We start from the raw sequence: 14,759 nt of genomic DNA, 5'->3' as shown, positions 1-14,759 counted from the left end.
CAGGAGTTCCGGGTGGACGATTACCAGCAGACGATACGCAACTTGTCCGATCGCATTGTGCTGGCGCAAACGCCGATTCGCATCCTCGATGCGGTGAAGTGGGACGAGAACATCCGCAAGGGGTTTCTCAAGGCCAAGGGCAAGGAAATGCCTGCGGTGGATCGCGACTATTACCTCAACCGGCCACTGTCCTTCGACTCCAGCAAAGTGAAGCTGGAGTTCCAGAACATCGAGCGTGACATCACCCGTCAACTGGGGCAGTTCAACCCGGTTGGCCAGATCATGCGCCGCATGTGCAAGGAATACCGCATGGTGGTGCGCATGCTCGAAGCGCGTGGCACCGAGGATTTCGGGCTGATCTCCCAGGAACTCTATGGCGCCGCCTCCGATGCCTTCCACGCCGGCGACCCGACCCTGGCCGACCTGGGCCTGATGCTTTCCGATTACCTGAATAACATCGATGGCCGTGGCGACCTCAAGGACGAGCCGAAAGTCCTCAGCGCCAAGGAAGCCGTCAACCTGTTGCAACACCGTCTCAACCGGGTGTTCGGCGAAGCGGAGGAAACCATCCGGGTGTTCGAGTCCGACGGCATCGTGGCCGACGCGGCGGCGGGCGCGGACTACATCAAGATCCGCACCGATGCGATGTTCAACGAACGCGATGTGCGGGCGCTGGAGGTCCATGAAGGGCTGGTGCATGTCGGCACCACCCTCAACGGCCTGAACCAGCCGATCTGCACCTTCCTGTCCAAGGGCCCGCCCTCGTCCACGGTGACCCAGGAAGGCCTGGCGATCCTGATGGAAATCATCACCTTCGCCTCCTACCCCAGTCGCCTGCGCAAGCTGACCAACCGCACCCGGGCCATTCACATGGTGGAGGAGGGCGCCGATTTCCTGCAGGTCTTCGAATTCTTCCGCGAGCAGGGTTTTGAAATGGCCGAAAGCTACGGCAACGCCAGCCGGGTGTTCCGTGGCTCGGTGCCGACCGGGCTGCCATTCACCAAGGACTTGTCCTACCTCAAGGGCTTCATCATGGTTTACAACTACATTCAGCTGGCCGTGCGCAAAGGCAAGCTGGAGCAGGTGCCGCTGCTGTTCTGCGGCAAGACTACCCTGGAGGACATGCGCACCTTGCGCCAGTTGGTGGACGAAGGCCTGGTGGTGCCGCCCAAATACCTGCCCGAGCAGTTCCGCGACATGAACGCCCTGTCGGCCTGGATGTGTTTCTCCAACTTCCTGAACCACCTGAGCCTGGACCGGATCGAGGCGGATTATTCCAATATCCTTTGAATACAACACTCACCCCCTGTGGGAGCGAGCTTGCTCGCGATAGCAGCAGGACAGTCAACACAGCCGTGACTGAACCGCCGCTATCGCGAGCAAGCTCGCTCCCACAAGGGGGGATGTTTCAACCTGATCTTGCGAGGTTTCACCGGATGCGAACCCTCGGCATCTTTTGCCTGTTGCTGGCCCTGACCGGTTGCAGCTCACTGCTGTTCTACCCCGAGCGCGGCCTGCCGTTTACCCCCGAGCGGGCCAAGCTCGAGTACCGCGACGTCACCCTGACCACCGCTGACGGCCTCAAGCTCCGAGGCTGGTGGCTGCCCGTCAAACCAGGCGTGGAGGTCAAGGGCACGGTACTGCATTTGCACGGCAACGGCGGCAACCTGGCCTGGCACCTGGGCGGGAGCTGGTGGTTGCCGGAGCAGGGGTACCAGGTGTTGATGGTCGATTACCGGGGTTACGGCGTGTCCGAAGGCGAGCCGAGCCTGCCGGCGATTTACCAGGACATCGACGCCGCGTTCCAATGGCTCGACCAGTCGCCCGAGGTCCAGGGCAAGCCGCTGGTGCTGCTCGGCCAGAGCCTGGGCGGCGCGCTGGCGGTGCATTACCTGGTGGAACATCCCCTGCGGCAACGGCAGCTCAAGGCCTTGGTGCTCGATGGCGTGCCCGCCAGTTACCGCGACGTCGGGCAGTTTGCCCTGAGCACATCGTGGCTGACCTGGCCGTTTCAGGTGCCGTTGTCCTGGCTGGTGCCGGACGGTGACAGCGCGATCAGTTCCGTGGCGCAGTTGAATGGCGTACCGAAATTGATCTACCACAGCCTGGATGACCCTATCGTGCCTCTTTCCAACGGCATCCGCCTGTATCAAGCTGCGCCGCCACCGCGGGTCCTGCAACTGACCCGCGGCGGCCATGTGCAGACATTCGCCGACCCGACCTGGCGCACCGTGATGCTGCGCTACCTCGACGACCCCCAGCACTTTGACGGCCTGCGCCGCCTGGGCGAAGTCCCGAACTACCCGAAATCATCCGTTGAATCACCAGAGAAGCCGCAATGAGCGAAGAACGTAACGCCATCCCCCTGATCATCACCGGTATCTGCAGCATCCTCGGCACCGTTGCGGTGCTGTGGTACTACGGCTACCTGCACTTCGCCAAGCCCGAGGATGCGTTGCTGCTCAACCAATTCACGATGCTCAAGACCGTGCCGGGGGAGGACTACAAAGTGTCCCTGGAGCCGGCCCCCGAGGTCGCCCAATGCATCGACGGTGTACTGGTGTTGTTCGACACCGAGCAGAAAGGCCTGACCGGTGTGCTGATCAACGAGAAGAAACGCGCGGTGCGCTGCATGGGCCAGGAGACGCCGCAGAAGCTTCAGCCGTAACAATTCCCTGTGGGAGCGAGCTTGCTCGCGATAGCGGTGGATCAGTCAACACCTATGTCGACTGACCTGCCGCCATCGCGAGCAAGCTCGCTCCCACAGGGGGAGTACGCCAACAAAAAGCCCCGCCTGATTGAAGTCAGGCGGGGCTTTTTTGTTGCACTCAGCCGATCAGTTGGCGCTCATGGTCGAGCGCGGGGCCACTGGCTGGTTGTCGTTGGAGATGGTCACTTCCACGCGACGGTTCATGGCGCGGCCCGAGACGCTGGTGTTGTCAGCGACCGGGAATTCCTTGCCGTAGCCCTGGGTCACGATACGGGCTGGGTCGACGCCCATCTTCACCAGCTCGGTGCGCACGGAGCTCGCGCGGCGTTCCGACAGCGACTGGTTGTAGGAATCCGAACCGGTGCTGTCGGTGTAGCCTTCGATGATCACCTTGCGGTCCGGGTTTTCCTGGAGGAACTGCGCCAGTTTGTTCACGTTCGTTATACCGCTGGCACGCAGGTCGGACTTGTTGGTGGCGAACAGCACGTCGCCGAAGGTCACCAGGGTGCCGCGTTCGGTCTGCTTGGCGTTCAGGCTGTCCTGCAGTTGCTTGATCTGCGCGTTGCGAGCGTCGAGCAGCGCACGGGCGCGTTCGTCGCCGGCGTTTTTCAGCTCGGCTTCGGCGTTGCGCAGGGCGATGGTCTGCTTGGCCACTTCGACGCGCTGATTGGTCAGGTAGGCCAACTGGTCGACCTTGGCTTCGTCTTCCTTGTCCAGGTAAGCCTTGTCGGCCTTGGCCAGGAAGTCCGCCGCGTCTTTGGTTTCCAGGGCCGCCACTTTGGTCGCCGCCGGGTCGGCCTGCAGGCCGTTGAAGTTGGTCCGCGCCTGTTCCAGGTTCGCGTTCGGGTCATGGGAGCAAGCGGCCAGGGCTACGCAGGCTGCGAGCAGGGCGGGCATCATCAAGTGTTTGTGCATCATAGTCTGTCGTCCTTTTATCAATGAGAAGTACGTCGTGGCGTGAACGGATTACTGAAGCTTGTTCATGCCTTCCTGACGCAGTTCCTGAACCCCTTTCTGAGAATCCTTGAGTGCTTGTTCGGCCTTGGCGGCCTGGGCCTTGCGCTCGGCGACGCGGGCATCCCATTCGGCCTGTTCGGCCAGTCGCTTGGCTTCGTCGTACTTCTTGTCATGCATGGCGATTTCGGCTTGCTTCAGTTTGTCCTGGGCCGATTTCATTTCCACGGCGGCGAATTCGGTGCCGCCGGCGCTGACCGCGCTGTTGACCGCCGATTGGGTCACCGCGTACTGCTCAGACGGTGGATTACCGGCGCAACCGGCGAGAATGAAGCTGCTACCGATCGCCAGGGCAGCCAGCTTCAAGCCGCGCAGGCCAGTGGATGAGGGTTTGGCAGTGCAGGTATTCATAGGCTTCAACTCCATTGGAAAACTCCTGAAAAAACGACAAATCCATGCTGGGACCGAAACCGTGACGTCTGGTTTGGCGTTGGCGCCAAGGCGCGTTTATTTAAACAACCGTTCCAGTATGGTTACTCGGTGTGACCCGAGGCGTTTTTCAAAAGTTCAGCGGGGATGGCCATTCGCCAAAAGGAATTACTGACTGATCGGTCAGTGGCAAAAAAGCTGAACTTTCAGGCCGCGCAGCGGTATTCCCGGCGTAGGGAGGCGTGCGTTTTTTGGGAGGGGGCGCGTGTAGGAGCTGCCGAGCGAAGCGAGGCTGCGATCTTTCCCCTGCCGCCTGAGTCTCAAGCGAAAGATCAAAAGATCGCAGCCTTCGGCAACGCCTACAACGCTTTGCGCCGTAGAGAAATCAGTGCTTGGACTTGTCGTTCTGCGAGGAAAGTTCATGCAGATGCCGACGGGACAAGGCGAGGAATCGCGGGGTCGGGCCCACATCTTCGTACAGCGGGTCACCTTCTTCATCGGTGGCCACGACTTGCGAACCCTTGATATAGGGGAAGCTCGCTTCCAGCTCTTCCAGCGCCGCCCCGATCAGTTCGCCCAGCAGTTCCTCGGGCTGGCGTTTGGGGTACATGTCGCAGATCGCCGCCAGGCGCGCGGCGGCTTCCACGTCCAGATGGATCGTGTAGCCGGTCTGGGTCAGGCGGCCCTTGGCGTTCTCTTCCCAATGCTGGGCAAGCTCACGAATTTTCATGATGACCTCAATCAGCCTGCTTGTGGCAGGCGCGGTGAGTGACAAGCCGTTGTGTGGCTTACTCATGAGACTAGCTGTGTTGGACAAGGTTTAAAGTCCCTTCGTCGCTTGTCATAAGTGGCGGGCATCGGCACTCTCTAGCCAAGAGCTGTCCGGACTTTTTTGCTGGAGAAATGCTGATGACCGATATCGATGCCCGCTTGCGCGAGGATGTCCACCTGCTCGGCGAACTGCTGGGCAATACCATCCGCGAACAGTACGGGGACACGTTTCTCGACAAGATCGAGCAGATCCGCAAGGGGGCCAAGGCTGACCGACGCGGCTCCGTGGACGCCGAACTCAGCGCCAGCCTCAACCAACTGAGCGAGGATGAATTGCTGCCGGTGGCGCGCGCGTTCAACCAGTTTCTCAACCTCGCCAACATTGCCGAACAGTACCAACTGATCCACCGTCGCGACGAGTCGCAACCGGCGCCCTTCGAGGCACGGGTCCTGCCCGAGCTGCTCGCCCGGTTGCGGGCCGAGGGCCATGGCGCCGAGGCGCTGGCCCGGCAGTTGGGGCGCCTGGAGATCGAACTGGTCCTCACGGCCCACCCCACGGAAGTGGCTCGCCGTACGCTGATCCAGAAATACGACGCCATCGCCGCGCAACTGGCCGCCCAGGATCACCGCGACCTGACCAGCGCCGAGCGCGCGCAGATTCACGAACGGTTGCAACGCTTGATCGCCGAAGCCTGGCACACCGAAGAGATCCGCCGCACCCGGCCGACCCCGGTGGATGAAGCCAAGTGGGGGTTCGCGGTGATCGAGCATTCGCTGTGGCACGCCATCCCCAATTACCTGCGCAAGGCCGATCAGGCCCTGCATGCCGCCACCGGCTTGCGTCTGCCGCTGGAGGCCGCACCCATCCGCTTTGCCTCGTGGATGGGCGGCGACCGTGACGGCAACCCGAATGTCACTGCTACCGTGACCCGCGAGGTGCTGTTGCTGGCGCGGTGGATGGCGGCGGACCTGTACCTGCGTGATGTCGACCAACTGGCGGCCGAGCTGTCCATGCAAAACGCCAGTGAGGCCTTGCGTGCCCAGGCCGGCGACAGCGCCGAACCTTATCGCGCCGTGCTCAAGCAACTGCGCGAACGCCTGCGCGCCACCCGCAACTGGGCCCACGCCTCGTTGAGTGCCGCCACGCCACCCGGCGCCGAGGTGTTGCAGCACAACCGCGAACTGTTGGACCCCCTGGAGCTGTGCTACCACTCCCTGCACGAGTGCGGCATGGGCGTGATTGCCGACGGGCCGTTGCTCGATTGCCTGCGTCGGGCGGTGACCTTCGGCTTGTTCCTGGTGCGCCTCGATGTGCGCCAGGACTCGACGCGCCATAGCGCCGCCATGACGGAAATAACCGACTACCTGGGCCTGGGCCGCTATGAGGATTGGAACGAGGAGCAGCGCATCGGCTTCCTGCTCGAGGAACTGAACAACCGGCGCCCGCTGTTGCCGGCCCATTTCAAGCCCTCGGCCGACACTGCGGAAGTGTTGGCGACGTGCCGGGAAGTGGCGGCGGCGCCAGCGGCGTCCCTGGGTTCTTACGTGATCTCCATGGCCGGCGCGGCTTCCGATGTCCTCGCCGTGCAGCTGTTGTTGAAGGACGCTGGCGTGTTGCGGCCGATGCGGGTGGTGCCGCTGTTCGAAACCCTGGCCGACCTGGACAACGCCGGGCCGGTGATCGAGCGGCTGTTGTTGCTGCCCGGCTATCGCTCACGGCTGCAAGGCCCCCAGGAAGTGATGATCGGCTATTCCGACTCGGCCAAGGATGCCGGGACCACGGCGGCGGCCTGGGCACAGTATCGGGCCCAGGAGCGGCTGGTGGACATCTGCCGCGAGCAGCAAGTCGAACTGCTGTTGTTCCACGGGCGTGGCGGCACCGTGGGCCGTGGTGGCGGTCCGGCGCACGCGGCGATCCTGTCCCAGCCACCCGGTTCGGTGGCCGGGCGTTTCCGCACCACCGAGCAAGGCGAAATGATTCGTTTCAAATTCGGCCTGCCGGACATCGCCGAGCAGAACCTCAATCTTTACCTCGCCGCGGTGCTTGAAGCGACGTTGCTGCCACCGCCGCCGCCCACGCCGCAGTGGCGGGACCTGATGGATGAACTGGCGGCCGACGGCGTCAGTGCCTACCGCGCCGTGGTGCGGGAGAACCCGCAATTCGTCGAGTACTTCCGCCAGTCCACCCCCGAGCAGGAACTCGGGCGCCTGCCCCTGGGCAGCCGTCCGGCCAAGCGTCGGGCCGGCGGTATCGAAAGCCTGCGGGCGATCCCGTGGATCTTCGGCTGGACCCAGACCCGCCTGATGCTGCCGGCCTGGCTCGGCTGGGAAACCGCGCTGAGCAAGGCCCTGGAGCGCGGCGAAGGTGAGTTGCTGGGGCAGATGCGCGAGCAATGGCCGTTCTTCCGGACCCGCATCGATATGCTGGAGATGGTGCTGGCCAAGGCCGACGCCGATATCGCACGCTCTTACGACGAGCGTTTGGTGGAACCTCGGCTGCTGCCTTTGGGGGCGCATTTACGCGACCTATTGTCGCAGGCCTGCTCGGTGGTCCTTGGCTTGACCGGTCAGTCGCAGCTACTGGCACATAGCCCAGCCACGCTGGAATTCATTCGCCTGCGCAACACCTACCTCGACCCGTTGCACCTGTTGCAGGCCGAGCTGTTGGCGCGCTCGCGGCAGCAGGATGTGGCCCAGGGCAGCCCCGTGGAACAGGCGTTGCTGGTGTCTGTGGCGGGGATCGCCGCCGGTTTGCGCAATACCGGCTAACATCAGGCAACGCACCGAAACGGCTCGTCCGGCGTTGCCGGGCGTTGTCTGCAGGGGGAGGGAGCAGGTCGGGCAGGCGACAGTTTGTTGTTCGGTTGCGACGCTCGCCACCCCCTCCGAAGGTCGTATCGGGCGCGGGTTACTCCGACTTTCGGCGGCTTGTGTGGGTCGGGCCTGCTGTGTATCTTGATCAGCCTTTGGCCGTTTGGGCGGTCACGATCCTGTTTTTCGAAGATTGGCCCCACGAGGCGAATCCGAGCGTTTTACATAAAAAAATTGAGGAGCACATCGATGCGCGTCATTCTGCTGGGAGCTCCCGGGGCCGGTAAAGGTACTCAGGCAAAGTTCATCACCGAAAAATTCGGTATCCCGCAAATCTCCACTGGCGACATGCTGCGTGCCGCGGTCAAGGCGGGCACTCCACTGGGCGTTCAAGCCAAGAGCATCATGGATGCCGGCGGCCTGGTGTCGGATGACCTGATCATCGCCTTGGTCAAGGATCGCATCGCTCAACCCGACTGCGCCAATGGCTTCCTGTTCGATGGCTTCCCGCGCACCATTCCCCAGGCTGAAGCCCTGGTGACGGCTGGTGTCGAGCTGGATGCGGTGGTTGAAATTGCCGTCGAAGACGAGGAAATCGTCCAGCGCATTGCCGGTCGACGCGTTCATGAGCCTTCCGGTCGCGTTTACCACACCGTCTACAATCCGCCGAAAACCGAAGGCAAGGACGACGTGACGGGTGAAGACCTGGTGCAACGCAAGGACGACACCGAAGAAACCGTGCGTCATCGCCTGTCGGTCTACCATTCCCAGACCAAGCCGCTGGTGAATTTCTACCAGAAACTGTCGGCTGCCAATGGCAAGCCGAAATACAGCCACATCGAAGGTGTCGGTTCGGTTGAAGCGATCACGGCCAAGGTGCTTGCAGCCTTGAGCTGAAAAGTCTGATCCGTTGCATCAACTACGGCCCGCTTGCGGGCCGTAGTTGTTTATACTGGCGCACTTTTTTTCCACCTGATTTACGGACACATCGATGAGCACCTTGCTGGCCCTGGACACCGCGACTGAAGCTTGCTCCGTTGCCCTGCTGCACAACGGCAAGGTCACTAGCCATTACGAGGTGATCCCGCGCCTGCATGCGCAGAAACTGTTGCCGATGATCCAGCGACTGTTGAGCGATGCCGGGACGACCTTGCAGGCGGTGGACGCGATTGCCTTCGGTCGCGGGCCAGGGGCTTTTACTGGCGTGCGCATCGCCATCGGCGTGGTGCAGGGACTGGCCTTTGCCCTGGAGCGGCCAGTGTTGCCGGTCTCGAACCTGGCGGTACTGGCCCAGCGGGCGATGCGTGAGCACGGCGCCCGCCAGGTGGCGGCGGCTATCGATGCGCGTATGGACGAGGTGTACTGGGGTTGCTACCGCGAAACCGCCGGTGAGATGCGCCTGGTCGGTTCCGAGGCGGTATTGCCACCCGAGGCCGCGGCGTTACCAAGCGGGGCCGACGGTGACTGGTTTGGCGCCGGCACAGGTTGGGGTTACGGCGAGCGCATCGCGGTCAGCCTGACCGGCCAGGACGCCACCCTGCTGCCTCACGCCGAAGACCTGCTGGCCCTGGCCCGTTTTGCCTGGGAACGCGGCGAAGCCATTCCGGCCGATGATGCGCAGCCGGTGTACCTGCGGGACAAGGTGGCAACGCCCAAGTCCGAGCGGTAACTCGACAGCGACGGGTATTCAAGCGAGCACCGTTGTGGCGAGGGGATTTATCCCCGCCGGGGCGCGAAGCGCGCCCCGACGGTGTTGGTCCATGCACTTGTTTAGCGAGTGTTGCGCACTCGAACGGGGATAAATCCCCTGGCCACAAAAGCATTCCCTGACACTGTGGAGTGCTTCATGCACACCCGGCACCCTCCCACCCAAAGTCATTTGCTCCTCCAAAAGTCACACCCAATATTGCCAGTCGTCACTTTTTCGGCCTGTTTTTAAACCTTTTTGACTTTATGTGTTCTAGTTATCACTTGCGCATTTGCGCGGCTGCGAAAGTGCCGCTAAATTGCCATCATTGATACCGAGCATTCTGTTATGCGTATAGACGGCTTTTCATCCCAGTCCTATCCCATCAAGCGTCGGCCTCGTGCGGGTAAAGCCACTGAGCCGGAAAACTTCGATGACATCGACGGTGACCTGGAATTTCCGTCCGAGGAACAATTGGCCGCCCGTGCCGCCAAAGCTTCCGCGCAACGCCTGAGCAATCTTCCCGCCCGTCAGCAAGACATGATTTATCACCGTGCGATGAGCCGCAGTGTCGCCACGGCCCTGGCGAGCTACCTGAGTACCGCCGGTTTCGTCGATTGGGATATGGAAGTGCTGGGACTCGATCTCTACATCTGATGGTCTTGCCTTACTACCTGGGCTGCCCGTCCTGGAGCGAAAACGCCTGGCGCGATTACCTTTATCCCCAGGACGCCAAAAGCACCGACTTCCTCGATCTCTATTCCCAAGTGTTCAATGCCGTGGAAGGCAATACGACCTTCTATGCCAGCCCGTCTGCGGCGACGGTCCAGCGCTGGGCCGACATCATGCCCGAGCACTTTCGTTTCACCGCCAAGTTTCCCGGTGACATCAGCCACAATGGCGACTTGCGCGAGCGCCTGACGGCCACCGAAACCTTCCTGCAACTGCTCAGCCCCCTGGGCGAGCGCGTCGCGCCGTACTGGCTGCAACTGTCCAAGGCCTTCACCCCGAATCGGTTAGCGGAACTGGCGGGGTTCATCGACGCCTTGCAGCGCCCCCTGGCCGTGGAAGTCCGTCACGATGAGTTCTTTGCCAAGGGCGACGCCGAGCGACGCCTCAATCGTCTGTTGCTCGATCGCGGCGTCGAACGCATCTGCCTCGATCCCCGGGCCTTGTTCAGCTGCACCTCCCTTGATCCCGCCGTGCTTCACGCGCAATCGAAAAAGCCCCGCGTGCCGCCCCGGCCCGCGGCGTTCACGCAATGTCCGCAAGTGCGCTTCATTGGCCATCCGGTGCTGGAAGCCAACGAGTCGTTCCTGACGCCCTGGGTGGAGAAAATCGCCGGTTGGATCGAAGAGGGGCGCACGCCCTATATCTTCCTGCACACTGCCGACAACCGGCTGGCGGCCCGGCTCGCGCAACGCTTTCACGAGCGTTTGATGAGTCGATTGCCTGGCTTGCCGGCCCTGCCTGCGCTATATAGAGAGCCCGCCGCCGAGCAACTGGGTTTGCTCTGAGGCCCACTCCTTCTCTGCTCAGGAGCGAACTACATGGATGCGCAAACTCGTCGAGCCCAGGCGTTCAAGGCCTTGCACGAACGCGAAGGGGCCTTTGTCATTCCCAACCCGTGGGATGCCGGTTCGGCCAAGATGCTGGCCAGCCTCGGCTTTGAAGCCTTGGCCACTACCAGTGCCGGTCATGCCTTTTCCTTGGGCCGACCCGATGGCGCGTTGGGCCTGGAGGACACGTTGGCTAACGTACGGGCGATTGTGGCGGCCACTGACCTGCCGGTGGCCGTCGACCTGGAGAACGGTTTTGCCGATGCCCCCGAGGACTGCGCCCGTAACCTGCTCCGTGCGGCGCAGGCCGGTGCGGTGGGTGGTTCGATCGAGGATGCCACGGGGCGCGAAGACAGCCCGATCTATTGCTTTGACCACGCCGTGGCGCGGGTCAAGGCCGCCGCCGAGGCCGTGCGCAGCTTACCGTATCCCTTCCTGCTGACGGCCCGGGCGGAAAACTTCCTGCACGGTAATCTGGATCTGGACGACACCCTTCGCCGCCTGACAGCTTTCGCGGACGCGGGGGCCGACGTGCTGTACGCCCCGGGGCTGAGCAGCGCCGGGCAAGTGCTCGCGGTGGTGCAGGCCGTGGCGCCGAAACCGGTGAATGTACTGATGTCCGGGGCACTGGACCTGACCGTCGCGCAGTTGAGCGAGTTGGGCGTCAAGCGCATCAGCGTCGGGTCGGCGCTGGCCCTGGCCGCGTATGGCGAGTTCTTCCGCGCCGCCGAGGAAATCCAGGAGCAGGGCTCGTTCACTTTCACGCGCCGCTCGATGCCGTTCAAGCAGGCCAACCAGTTGTTCAAGGGTTGATGCCGGAGGCCCCGCCGTGCGGTTCCTGAAAGGTATGGCGGTACTGACCCTGATCGTTGGTCTGGCCGTTTTCGGCGTATGGCGCGGCTGGCTGTCGCTGCCGCCACAGTGGAATCCGTGGGCGCCCCTGGACGTCAACCTGGCGCCCAACCTGCTGACCCGCTACAAGCTCATGGCCCTGCGCAACGACCCGCAGTTGTGTGACCAGGCCCTCGCCACCTCGGGGCTGCGTACCGCGCGCCAGGCCGACAGCGGTGCCAATACGACGTGCCCGTTGACCAACGTGTTGCGGGTGCAGGGCGGTGAGGTGGCGCTGAGCAGCAGTTTCCTCGCCAGTTGCCCGCTGGCGGTGGCGTTCGCGCTGTTCGAGCGCCATGGGTTGCAGCCGGCGGCAGTGGCGGCCTACGGGCAGAGAGTGACGCGGGTCGATCATCTCGGCAGTTTCGCCTGCCGCAACATGTACGGTCGCGAGAGCGGTGCGCGTAGCCAGCACGCTACCGCCAGTGCGTTGGATATCGCCGGGTTTCGCCTGGCCGATGGGCGCACGATCAGCGTGCTCAGGGACTGGCCCAAGGATAATGCCGATGCGCGTTTTCTGCGTCAGGCACGGGACGGCGCCTGCGATATGTTCAGTGTGGTCTTGAGCCCGGATTACAACGCGGCGCACCGCAACCATTTTCATCTGGACGTGGGGCCCTGGTGGATCTGTCGCTGATTCAGGCGGCGATGCGCAGGTTCTGCAGCACGATCGGACGTGCCCAGCGGGTGTCGAAGTCCAGTTGTTTCTGCTGTGCCACGAGCTCTTCTTCCGGGAAGGGCGGGAACGGTTTGTCCAGCAGGTCCAGTTCGAACTCGGCGATCGGCAGGTGCAAGGGGCGCGGTTGTGGCGCCGGGCCTGGCTCTGGCAGCGGTTGGCCGGCGGCGAGGACGAGTGGGCGAACCCAGTTGCTTTCAAAGGTCTGCTGTTTTTGCTGGGCGGCGATTTCTTCCGGCGGGAAGGGTGGGAAGGGCTTGTCCAGCAGGTCGAGTTCGAATTCGGCGATGGGCAGGAACAGTGGTTCAGGCGGCTTGACCGGCGTGTCGGTCACTTCACAGGTGCGCTGGCTGACGATGTGCGCCAGCAGCTCGGCGCCGAGGGTCGGTTCAACGGCCTCATCGAGGGGCTCTGGCTGGTAGCTGCCAGGCACCGGTGCGTTATCACCCAGTTGATCGGCCAGGGCCCGGGCAAAAAAATCCTGCCACAGGTGACTGACGCCGCTCAGCGCTTGGGTGTTACGCAGGCTGTAATCGCCGTAAGGGGAGATAACGCCTATCGATGTGGATTGAATGTCTGACATTTTTCTCGGTCGACGCTCAGCTCTGGCAAAATGCCGTTCACCGTTGTTATCGGCCGTTTTTGCCGATCCTTAATTTTTTGAGCATGTTTCCATGAGTGAGCAACCCGCGGCCTGCCGCATCCATGTCGAGGCCCTGGCCCCGGCCTTCCAACCGCAGGCCGAACACTGGGCCGAGCGCCTTGGCCTGCCTTTGCAAGTGGACGATGGCGAGTTTGCCTTGCAGGTCGGTGAGCAGGGTTTGCAATTGCAGCAGTTGGGTCCGGATGCACCAGGGCCGGTGCGCGTGGACTTCGTCGAAGGCGGTGCGGCCCACCGGCGCTTGTACGGCGGCGGCAGCGGCCAGATGATCGCCAAGGCGGTCGGCATCGCCCAGGGTGTGCGTCCGCGGGTGCTGGATGCCACGGCGGGGTTGGGCAAGGATGCGTTTGTGCTGGCCAGCCTGGGCTGCGACATGAGCCTGATCGAGCGCCAGCCGTTGATTGGCGCCTTGCTGGAGGATGGCCTGGCCCGTGGGGCCGAGGACTTCGAGGTGGCGCCGATCGTGGCGCGCATGCGTCTGCTCAAGGGCAATTCCATCGAGGTGATGCGCAACTGGGAAGGCGAACCGCCCCAGGTGATCTACCTCGACCCGATGTTCCCTCATCGTGAGAAAACCGCCCTGGTGAAGAAGGAAATGCGCCTGTTCCGCCCCCTGGTGGGCGATGACCCGGACGCTCCGGCACTGCTCGCCGCGGCCCTGGCCCTGGCGACGCACCGGGTGGTGGTCAAGCGCCCGCGCAAAGCCCCGTGCATCGAAGGGCCGAAGCCGAGCCATGGGCTCGATGGCAAGTCCAGTCGCTACGACATCTACCCGAAGAAAGCGCTCAAGCCCTGAGACCGGGTCGCCTGCATCGCGAGCAAGCTCGCTCCCACAGGGTTTGATGTGCACCACAGATCCAATGTGGGAGCGAGCTTGCTCGCGATGAGGCCCTTCCAGCCTGCGAAAGGCTACCGGTCGAGCTAAGGCCGATAAGCCCGCATGAACAACCCCACCACTTCCTGCACATGAGCCTCGGCCGCTTCCGGCTCCTGGGGTTCGCCGCAGCCAGACAATAACCGGAAATTCGCCGCGCCCTTGATCAGGCAGAAGAAATGCTCGGCGGCATTGCGCGGTTTATCGATGCTCAAGGCACCGCTCTGGTTGACCTTGGTCAGCAGCCGCTCCATGCCTGAGAGCATCCGCTGTGGGCCTGCTTCGTAGAAAATCGTCGACAGCTTCGGGTCCTGGCTGCCCAGGGCCATGATCAGCCGATGCAGGTTCAGGGATTCGGCGCTGTTGATCAGTTGGTTGAACCCGCGGGCGATGTTCAACAACACCTGTTCGATCGGAACGCCGTCGGGCCATTCATAAAACAGCGGCGGCACCTGCTCTTCGCACTTGGCTATCACGGCAGCGGAAAACAGCGTCTCCTTGTCGTTGAAATGGCTGTAGACCGTCAGTTTAGAAACCCCGGCCTCGGTGGCGACGGCGTCCATGCTGGTATTGGCATAACCCAGGCTCAGGAACAGGCGTTTCGCCGCGTCGAGAATGGCCTGGCGCTTGGCCAGGTCCTTGGGGCGACCAGGGCCGCTGGAGGGTGAAGGATTGTTCGACATTTCTTCGCTTTAATACTGGACTGGTGAGTTTGCTATTAATAACATACTCGCCA

General features: G+C 62.7%; 16 protein-coding genes. 11 read left to right on the top strand and 5 right to left on the bottom strand.

Translation table 11 applies throughout. The annotated features are described in order from the left end of the window. Positions 1–12: 12 nt before the first annotated feature. The 3 genes from BLQ55_RS11060 to BLQ55_RS11050 all read left to right on the top strand — a co-directional run bounded on the left by BLQ55_RS11060 (position 13) and on the right by BLQ55_RS11050 (position 2,668). Positions 13–1,290 carry a flavohemoglobin expression-modulating QEGLA motif protein gene (locus tag BLQ55_RS11060; RefSeq protein ID WP_092202257.1) on the top strand — a complete coding sequence of 426 codons (1,278 nt, stop codon included), beginning with the start codon at positions 13–15 and terminating at the stop codon, positions 1,288–1,290. Positions 1,291–1,436: 146 nt separating this feature from the next. Further along, positions 1,437–2,342 (top strand): alpha/beta hydrolase, encoded by a 906-nt coding sequence (locus BLQ55_RS11055; protein WP_092253818.1) that lies wholly within the window; start codon positions 1,437–1,439, stop codon positions 2,340–2,342. Further along, entirely contained in the window at positions 2,339–2,668 is a 330-nt protein-coding gene (locus BLQ55_RS11050) for a PA3694 family proteiin (protein ID WP_092253816.1), read from the top strand. Before BLQ55_RS11055 ends, BLQ55_RS11050 begins: the two co-directional genes overlap by 4 nt. A 168-nt stretch (positions 2,669–2,836) precedes the next feature. Here the strand turns inward: BLQ55_RS11050 and BLQ55_RS11045 are convergent, their stop codons facing one another. The 3 genes from BLQ55_RS11045 to BLQ55_RS11035 form a co-directional block, all read right to left on the bottom strand. Next, the gene (locus BLQ55_RS11045) at positions 2,837–3,625 is read right to left on the bottom strand and encodes a lipotoxin F family OmpA-related lipoprotein LptF (protein ID WP_092202370.1); all 789 of its coding nucleotides are present in this window, start codon (positions 3,623–3,625) and stop codon (positions 2,837–2,839) included. A gap of 51 nt (positions 3,626–3,676) precedes the next feature. After that, complete coding sequence (locus BLQ55_RS11040) at positions 3,677–4,090, bottom strand: DUF4398 domain-containing protein (protein WP_092202253.1); 414 nt, start codon at positions 4,088–4,090, stop codon at positions 3,677–3,679. 388 nt (positions 4,091–4,478) lie between these two features. Next, positions 4,479–4,823, bottom strand: a complete 345-nt coding sequence (locus BLQ55_RS11035) for a hypothetical protein (protein ID WP_003198166.1) — start codon at positions 4,821–4,823, stop codon at positions 4,479–4,481. A 179-nt stretch (positions 4,824–5,002) separates the two neighbouring features. Here BLQ55_RS11035 and ppc point away from each other — a divergent pair, with 179 nt between their 5' ends. The 7 genes from ppc to BLQ55_RS11000 all read left to right on the top strand — a co-directional run bounded on the left by ppc (position 5,003) and on the right by BLQ55_RS11000 (position 12,449). Next, a complete protein-coding gene (gene ppc / locus BLQ55_RS11030; protein ID WP_092253876.1) occupies positions 5,003–7,633 on the top strand; it encodes a phosphoenolpyruvate carboxylase in 2,631 nt (876 codons plus the stop codon). A 291-nt stretch (positions 7,634–7,924) separates the two neighbouring features. Continuing rightward, on the top strand, positions 7,925–8,572 hold the full coding sequence (gene adk, locus BLQ55_RS11025; RefSeq protein WP_092165800.1) for an adenylate kinase: 648 nt from the start codon (positions 7,925–7,927) through the stop codon (positions 8,570–8,572). Positions 8,573–8,666: 94 nt separating this feature from the next. After that, complete coding sequence (gene tsaB / locus BLQ55_RS11020) at positions 8,667–9,344, top strand: tRNA (adenosine(37)-N6)-threonylcarbamoyltransferase complex dimerization subunit type 1 TsaB (protein ID WP_092202249.1); 678 nt, start codon at positions 8,667–8,669, stop codon at positions 9,342–9,344. A gap of 366 nt (positions 9,345–9,710) precedes the next feature. Next, complete coding sequence (locus tag BLQ55_RS11015; protein ID WP_072343505.1) at positions 9,711–10,019, top strand: hypothetical protein; 309 nt, start codon at positions 9,711–9,713, stop codon at positions 10,017–10,019. After that, entirely contained in the window at positions 10,019–10,879 is an 861-nt protein-coding gene (locus BLQ55_RS11010) for a DUF72 domain-containing protein (protein ID WP_092202247.1), read from the top strand. The genes BLQ55_RS11015 and BLQ55_RS11010 overlap by 1 nt, the downstream gene beginning before the upstream one ends. A gap of 33 nt (positions 10,880–10,912) precedes the next feature. Continuing rightward, positions 10,913–11,734, top strand: coding sequence for an isocitrate lyase/PEP mutase family protein (locus BLQ55_RS11005; protein WP_092202245.1), 822 nt, complete (start codon positions 10,913–10,915; stop codon positions 11,732–11,734). A gap of 34 nt (positions 11,735–11,768) precedes the next feature. Beyond that, positions 11,769–12,449: an extensin-like domain-containing protein gene (locus BLQ55_RS11000; RefSeq protein WP_371128528.1), complete on the top strand. Its 681-nt coding sequence runs from the start codon at positions 11,769–11,771 to the stop codon at positions 12,447–12,449. A 1-nt stretch (position 12,450) separates the two neighbouring features. Here BLQ55_RS11000 and BLQ55_RS10995 read toward each other — a convergent pair whose 3' ends face one another. Further along, positions 12,451–13,071, bottom strand: a complete 621-nt coding sequence (locus tag BLQ55_RS10995; RefSeq protein ID WP_092202241.1) for an energy transducer TonB — start codon at positions 13,069–13,071, stop codon at positions 12,451–12,453. Positions 13,072–13,162: 91 nt separating this feature from the next. On the opposite strand from BLQ55_RS10995, the gene BLQ55_RS10990 reads away from it, so the two are divergent. After that, positions 13,163–13,945 (top strand): class I SAM-dependent methyltransferase, encoded by a 783-nt coding sequence (locus BLQ55_RS10990; protein WP_092253813.1) that lies wholly within the window; start codon positions 13,163–13,165, stop codon positions 13,943–13,945. A 125-nt stretch (positions 13,946–14,070) separates the two neighbouring features. Here the strand turns inward: BLQ55_RS10990 and BLQ55_RS10985 are convergent, their stop codons facing one another. Beyond that, on the bottom strand, positions 14,071–14,706 hold the full coding sequence (locus BLQ55_RS10985; protein WP_092202237.1) for a TetR/AcrR family transcriptional regulator: 636 nt from the start codon (positions 14,704–14,706) through the stop codon (positions 14,071–14,073). Positions 14,707–14,759: the final 53 nt, after the last annotated feature.

Origin of the sequence: Pseudomonas sp. NFACC13-1 (assembly GCF_900104425.1) — a bacterium.
Taxonomy (GTDB): Bacteria; Pseudomonadota; Gammaproteobacteria; order Pseudomonadales; family Pseudomonadaceae; genus Aquipseudomonas; species Aquipseudomonas fluorescens_AA.
Note: the sequence above shows the minus strand (reverse complement) of the source record. Positions and strands in the feature narration are given on the sequence as shown.

Coding starts and splice junctions, on each gene's coding strand:
- ppc (WP_092253876.1), top strand. CDS start 5,003: ATGACCGATATCGATGCCCGCTTGCGCGAGGATGTCCACCTGCTCGGC.
- BLQ55_RS10985 (WP_092202237.1), bottom strand. CDS start 14,706: ATGTCGAACAATCCTTCACCCTCCAGCGGCCCTGGTCGCCCCAAGGAC.
- BLQ55_RS11015 (WP_072343505.1), top strand. CDS start 9,711: ATGCGTATAGACGGCTTTTCATCCCAGTCCTATCCCATCAAGCGTCGG.
- BLQ55_RS11055 (WP_092253818.1), top strand. CDS start 1,437: ATGCGAACCCTCGGCATCTTTTGCCTGTTGCTGGCCCTGACCGGTTGC.
- BLQ55_RS11045 (WP_092202370.1), bottom strand. CDS start 3,625: ATGCACAAACACTTGATGATGCCCGCCCTGCTCGCAGCCTGCGTAGCC.
- BLQ55_RS11000 (WP_371128528.1), top strand. CDS start 11,769: ATGGCGGTACTGACCCTGATCGTTGGTCTGGCCGTTTTCGGCGTATGG.
- tsaB (WP_092202249.1), top strand. CDS start 8,667: ATGAGCACCTTGCTGGCCCTGGACACCGCGACTGAAGCTTGCTCCGTT.
- BLQ55_RS10995 (WP_092202241.1), bottom strand. CDS start 13,071: ATGTCAGACATTCAATCCACATCGATAGGCGTTATCTCCCCTTACGGC.
- BLQ55_RS11040 (WP_092202253.1), bottom strand. CDS start 4,090: ATGGAGTTGAAGCCTATGAATACCTGCACTGCCAAACCCTCATCCACT.
- BLQ55_RS10990 (WP_092253813.1), top strand. CDS start 13,163: ATGAGTGAGCAACCCGCGGCCTGCCGCATCCATGTCGAGGCCCTGGCC.
- BLQ55_RS11035 (WP_003198166.1), bottom strand. CDS start 4,823: ATGAAAATTCGTGAGCTTGCCCAGCATTGGGAAGAGAACGCCAAGGGC.
- BLQ55_RS11050 (WP_092253816.1), top strand. CDS start 2,339: ATGAGCGAAGAACGTAACGCCATCCCCCTGATCATCACCGGTATCTGC.
- adk (WP_092165800.1), top strand. CDS start 7,925: ATGCGCGTCATTCTGCTGGGAGCTCCCGGGGCCGGTAAAGGTACTCAG.
- BLQ55_RS11005 (WP_092202245.1), top strand. CDS start 10,913: ATGGATGCGCAAACTCGTCGAGCCCAGGCGTTCAAGGCCTTGCACGAA.
- BLQ55_RS11010 (WP_092202247.1), top strand. CDS start 10,019: ATGGTCTTGCCTTACTACCTGGGCTGCCCGTCCTGGAGCGAAAACGCC.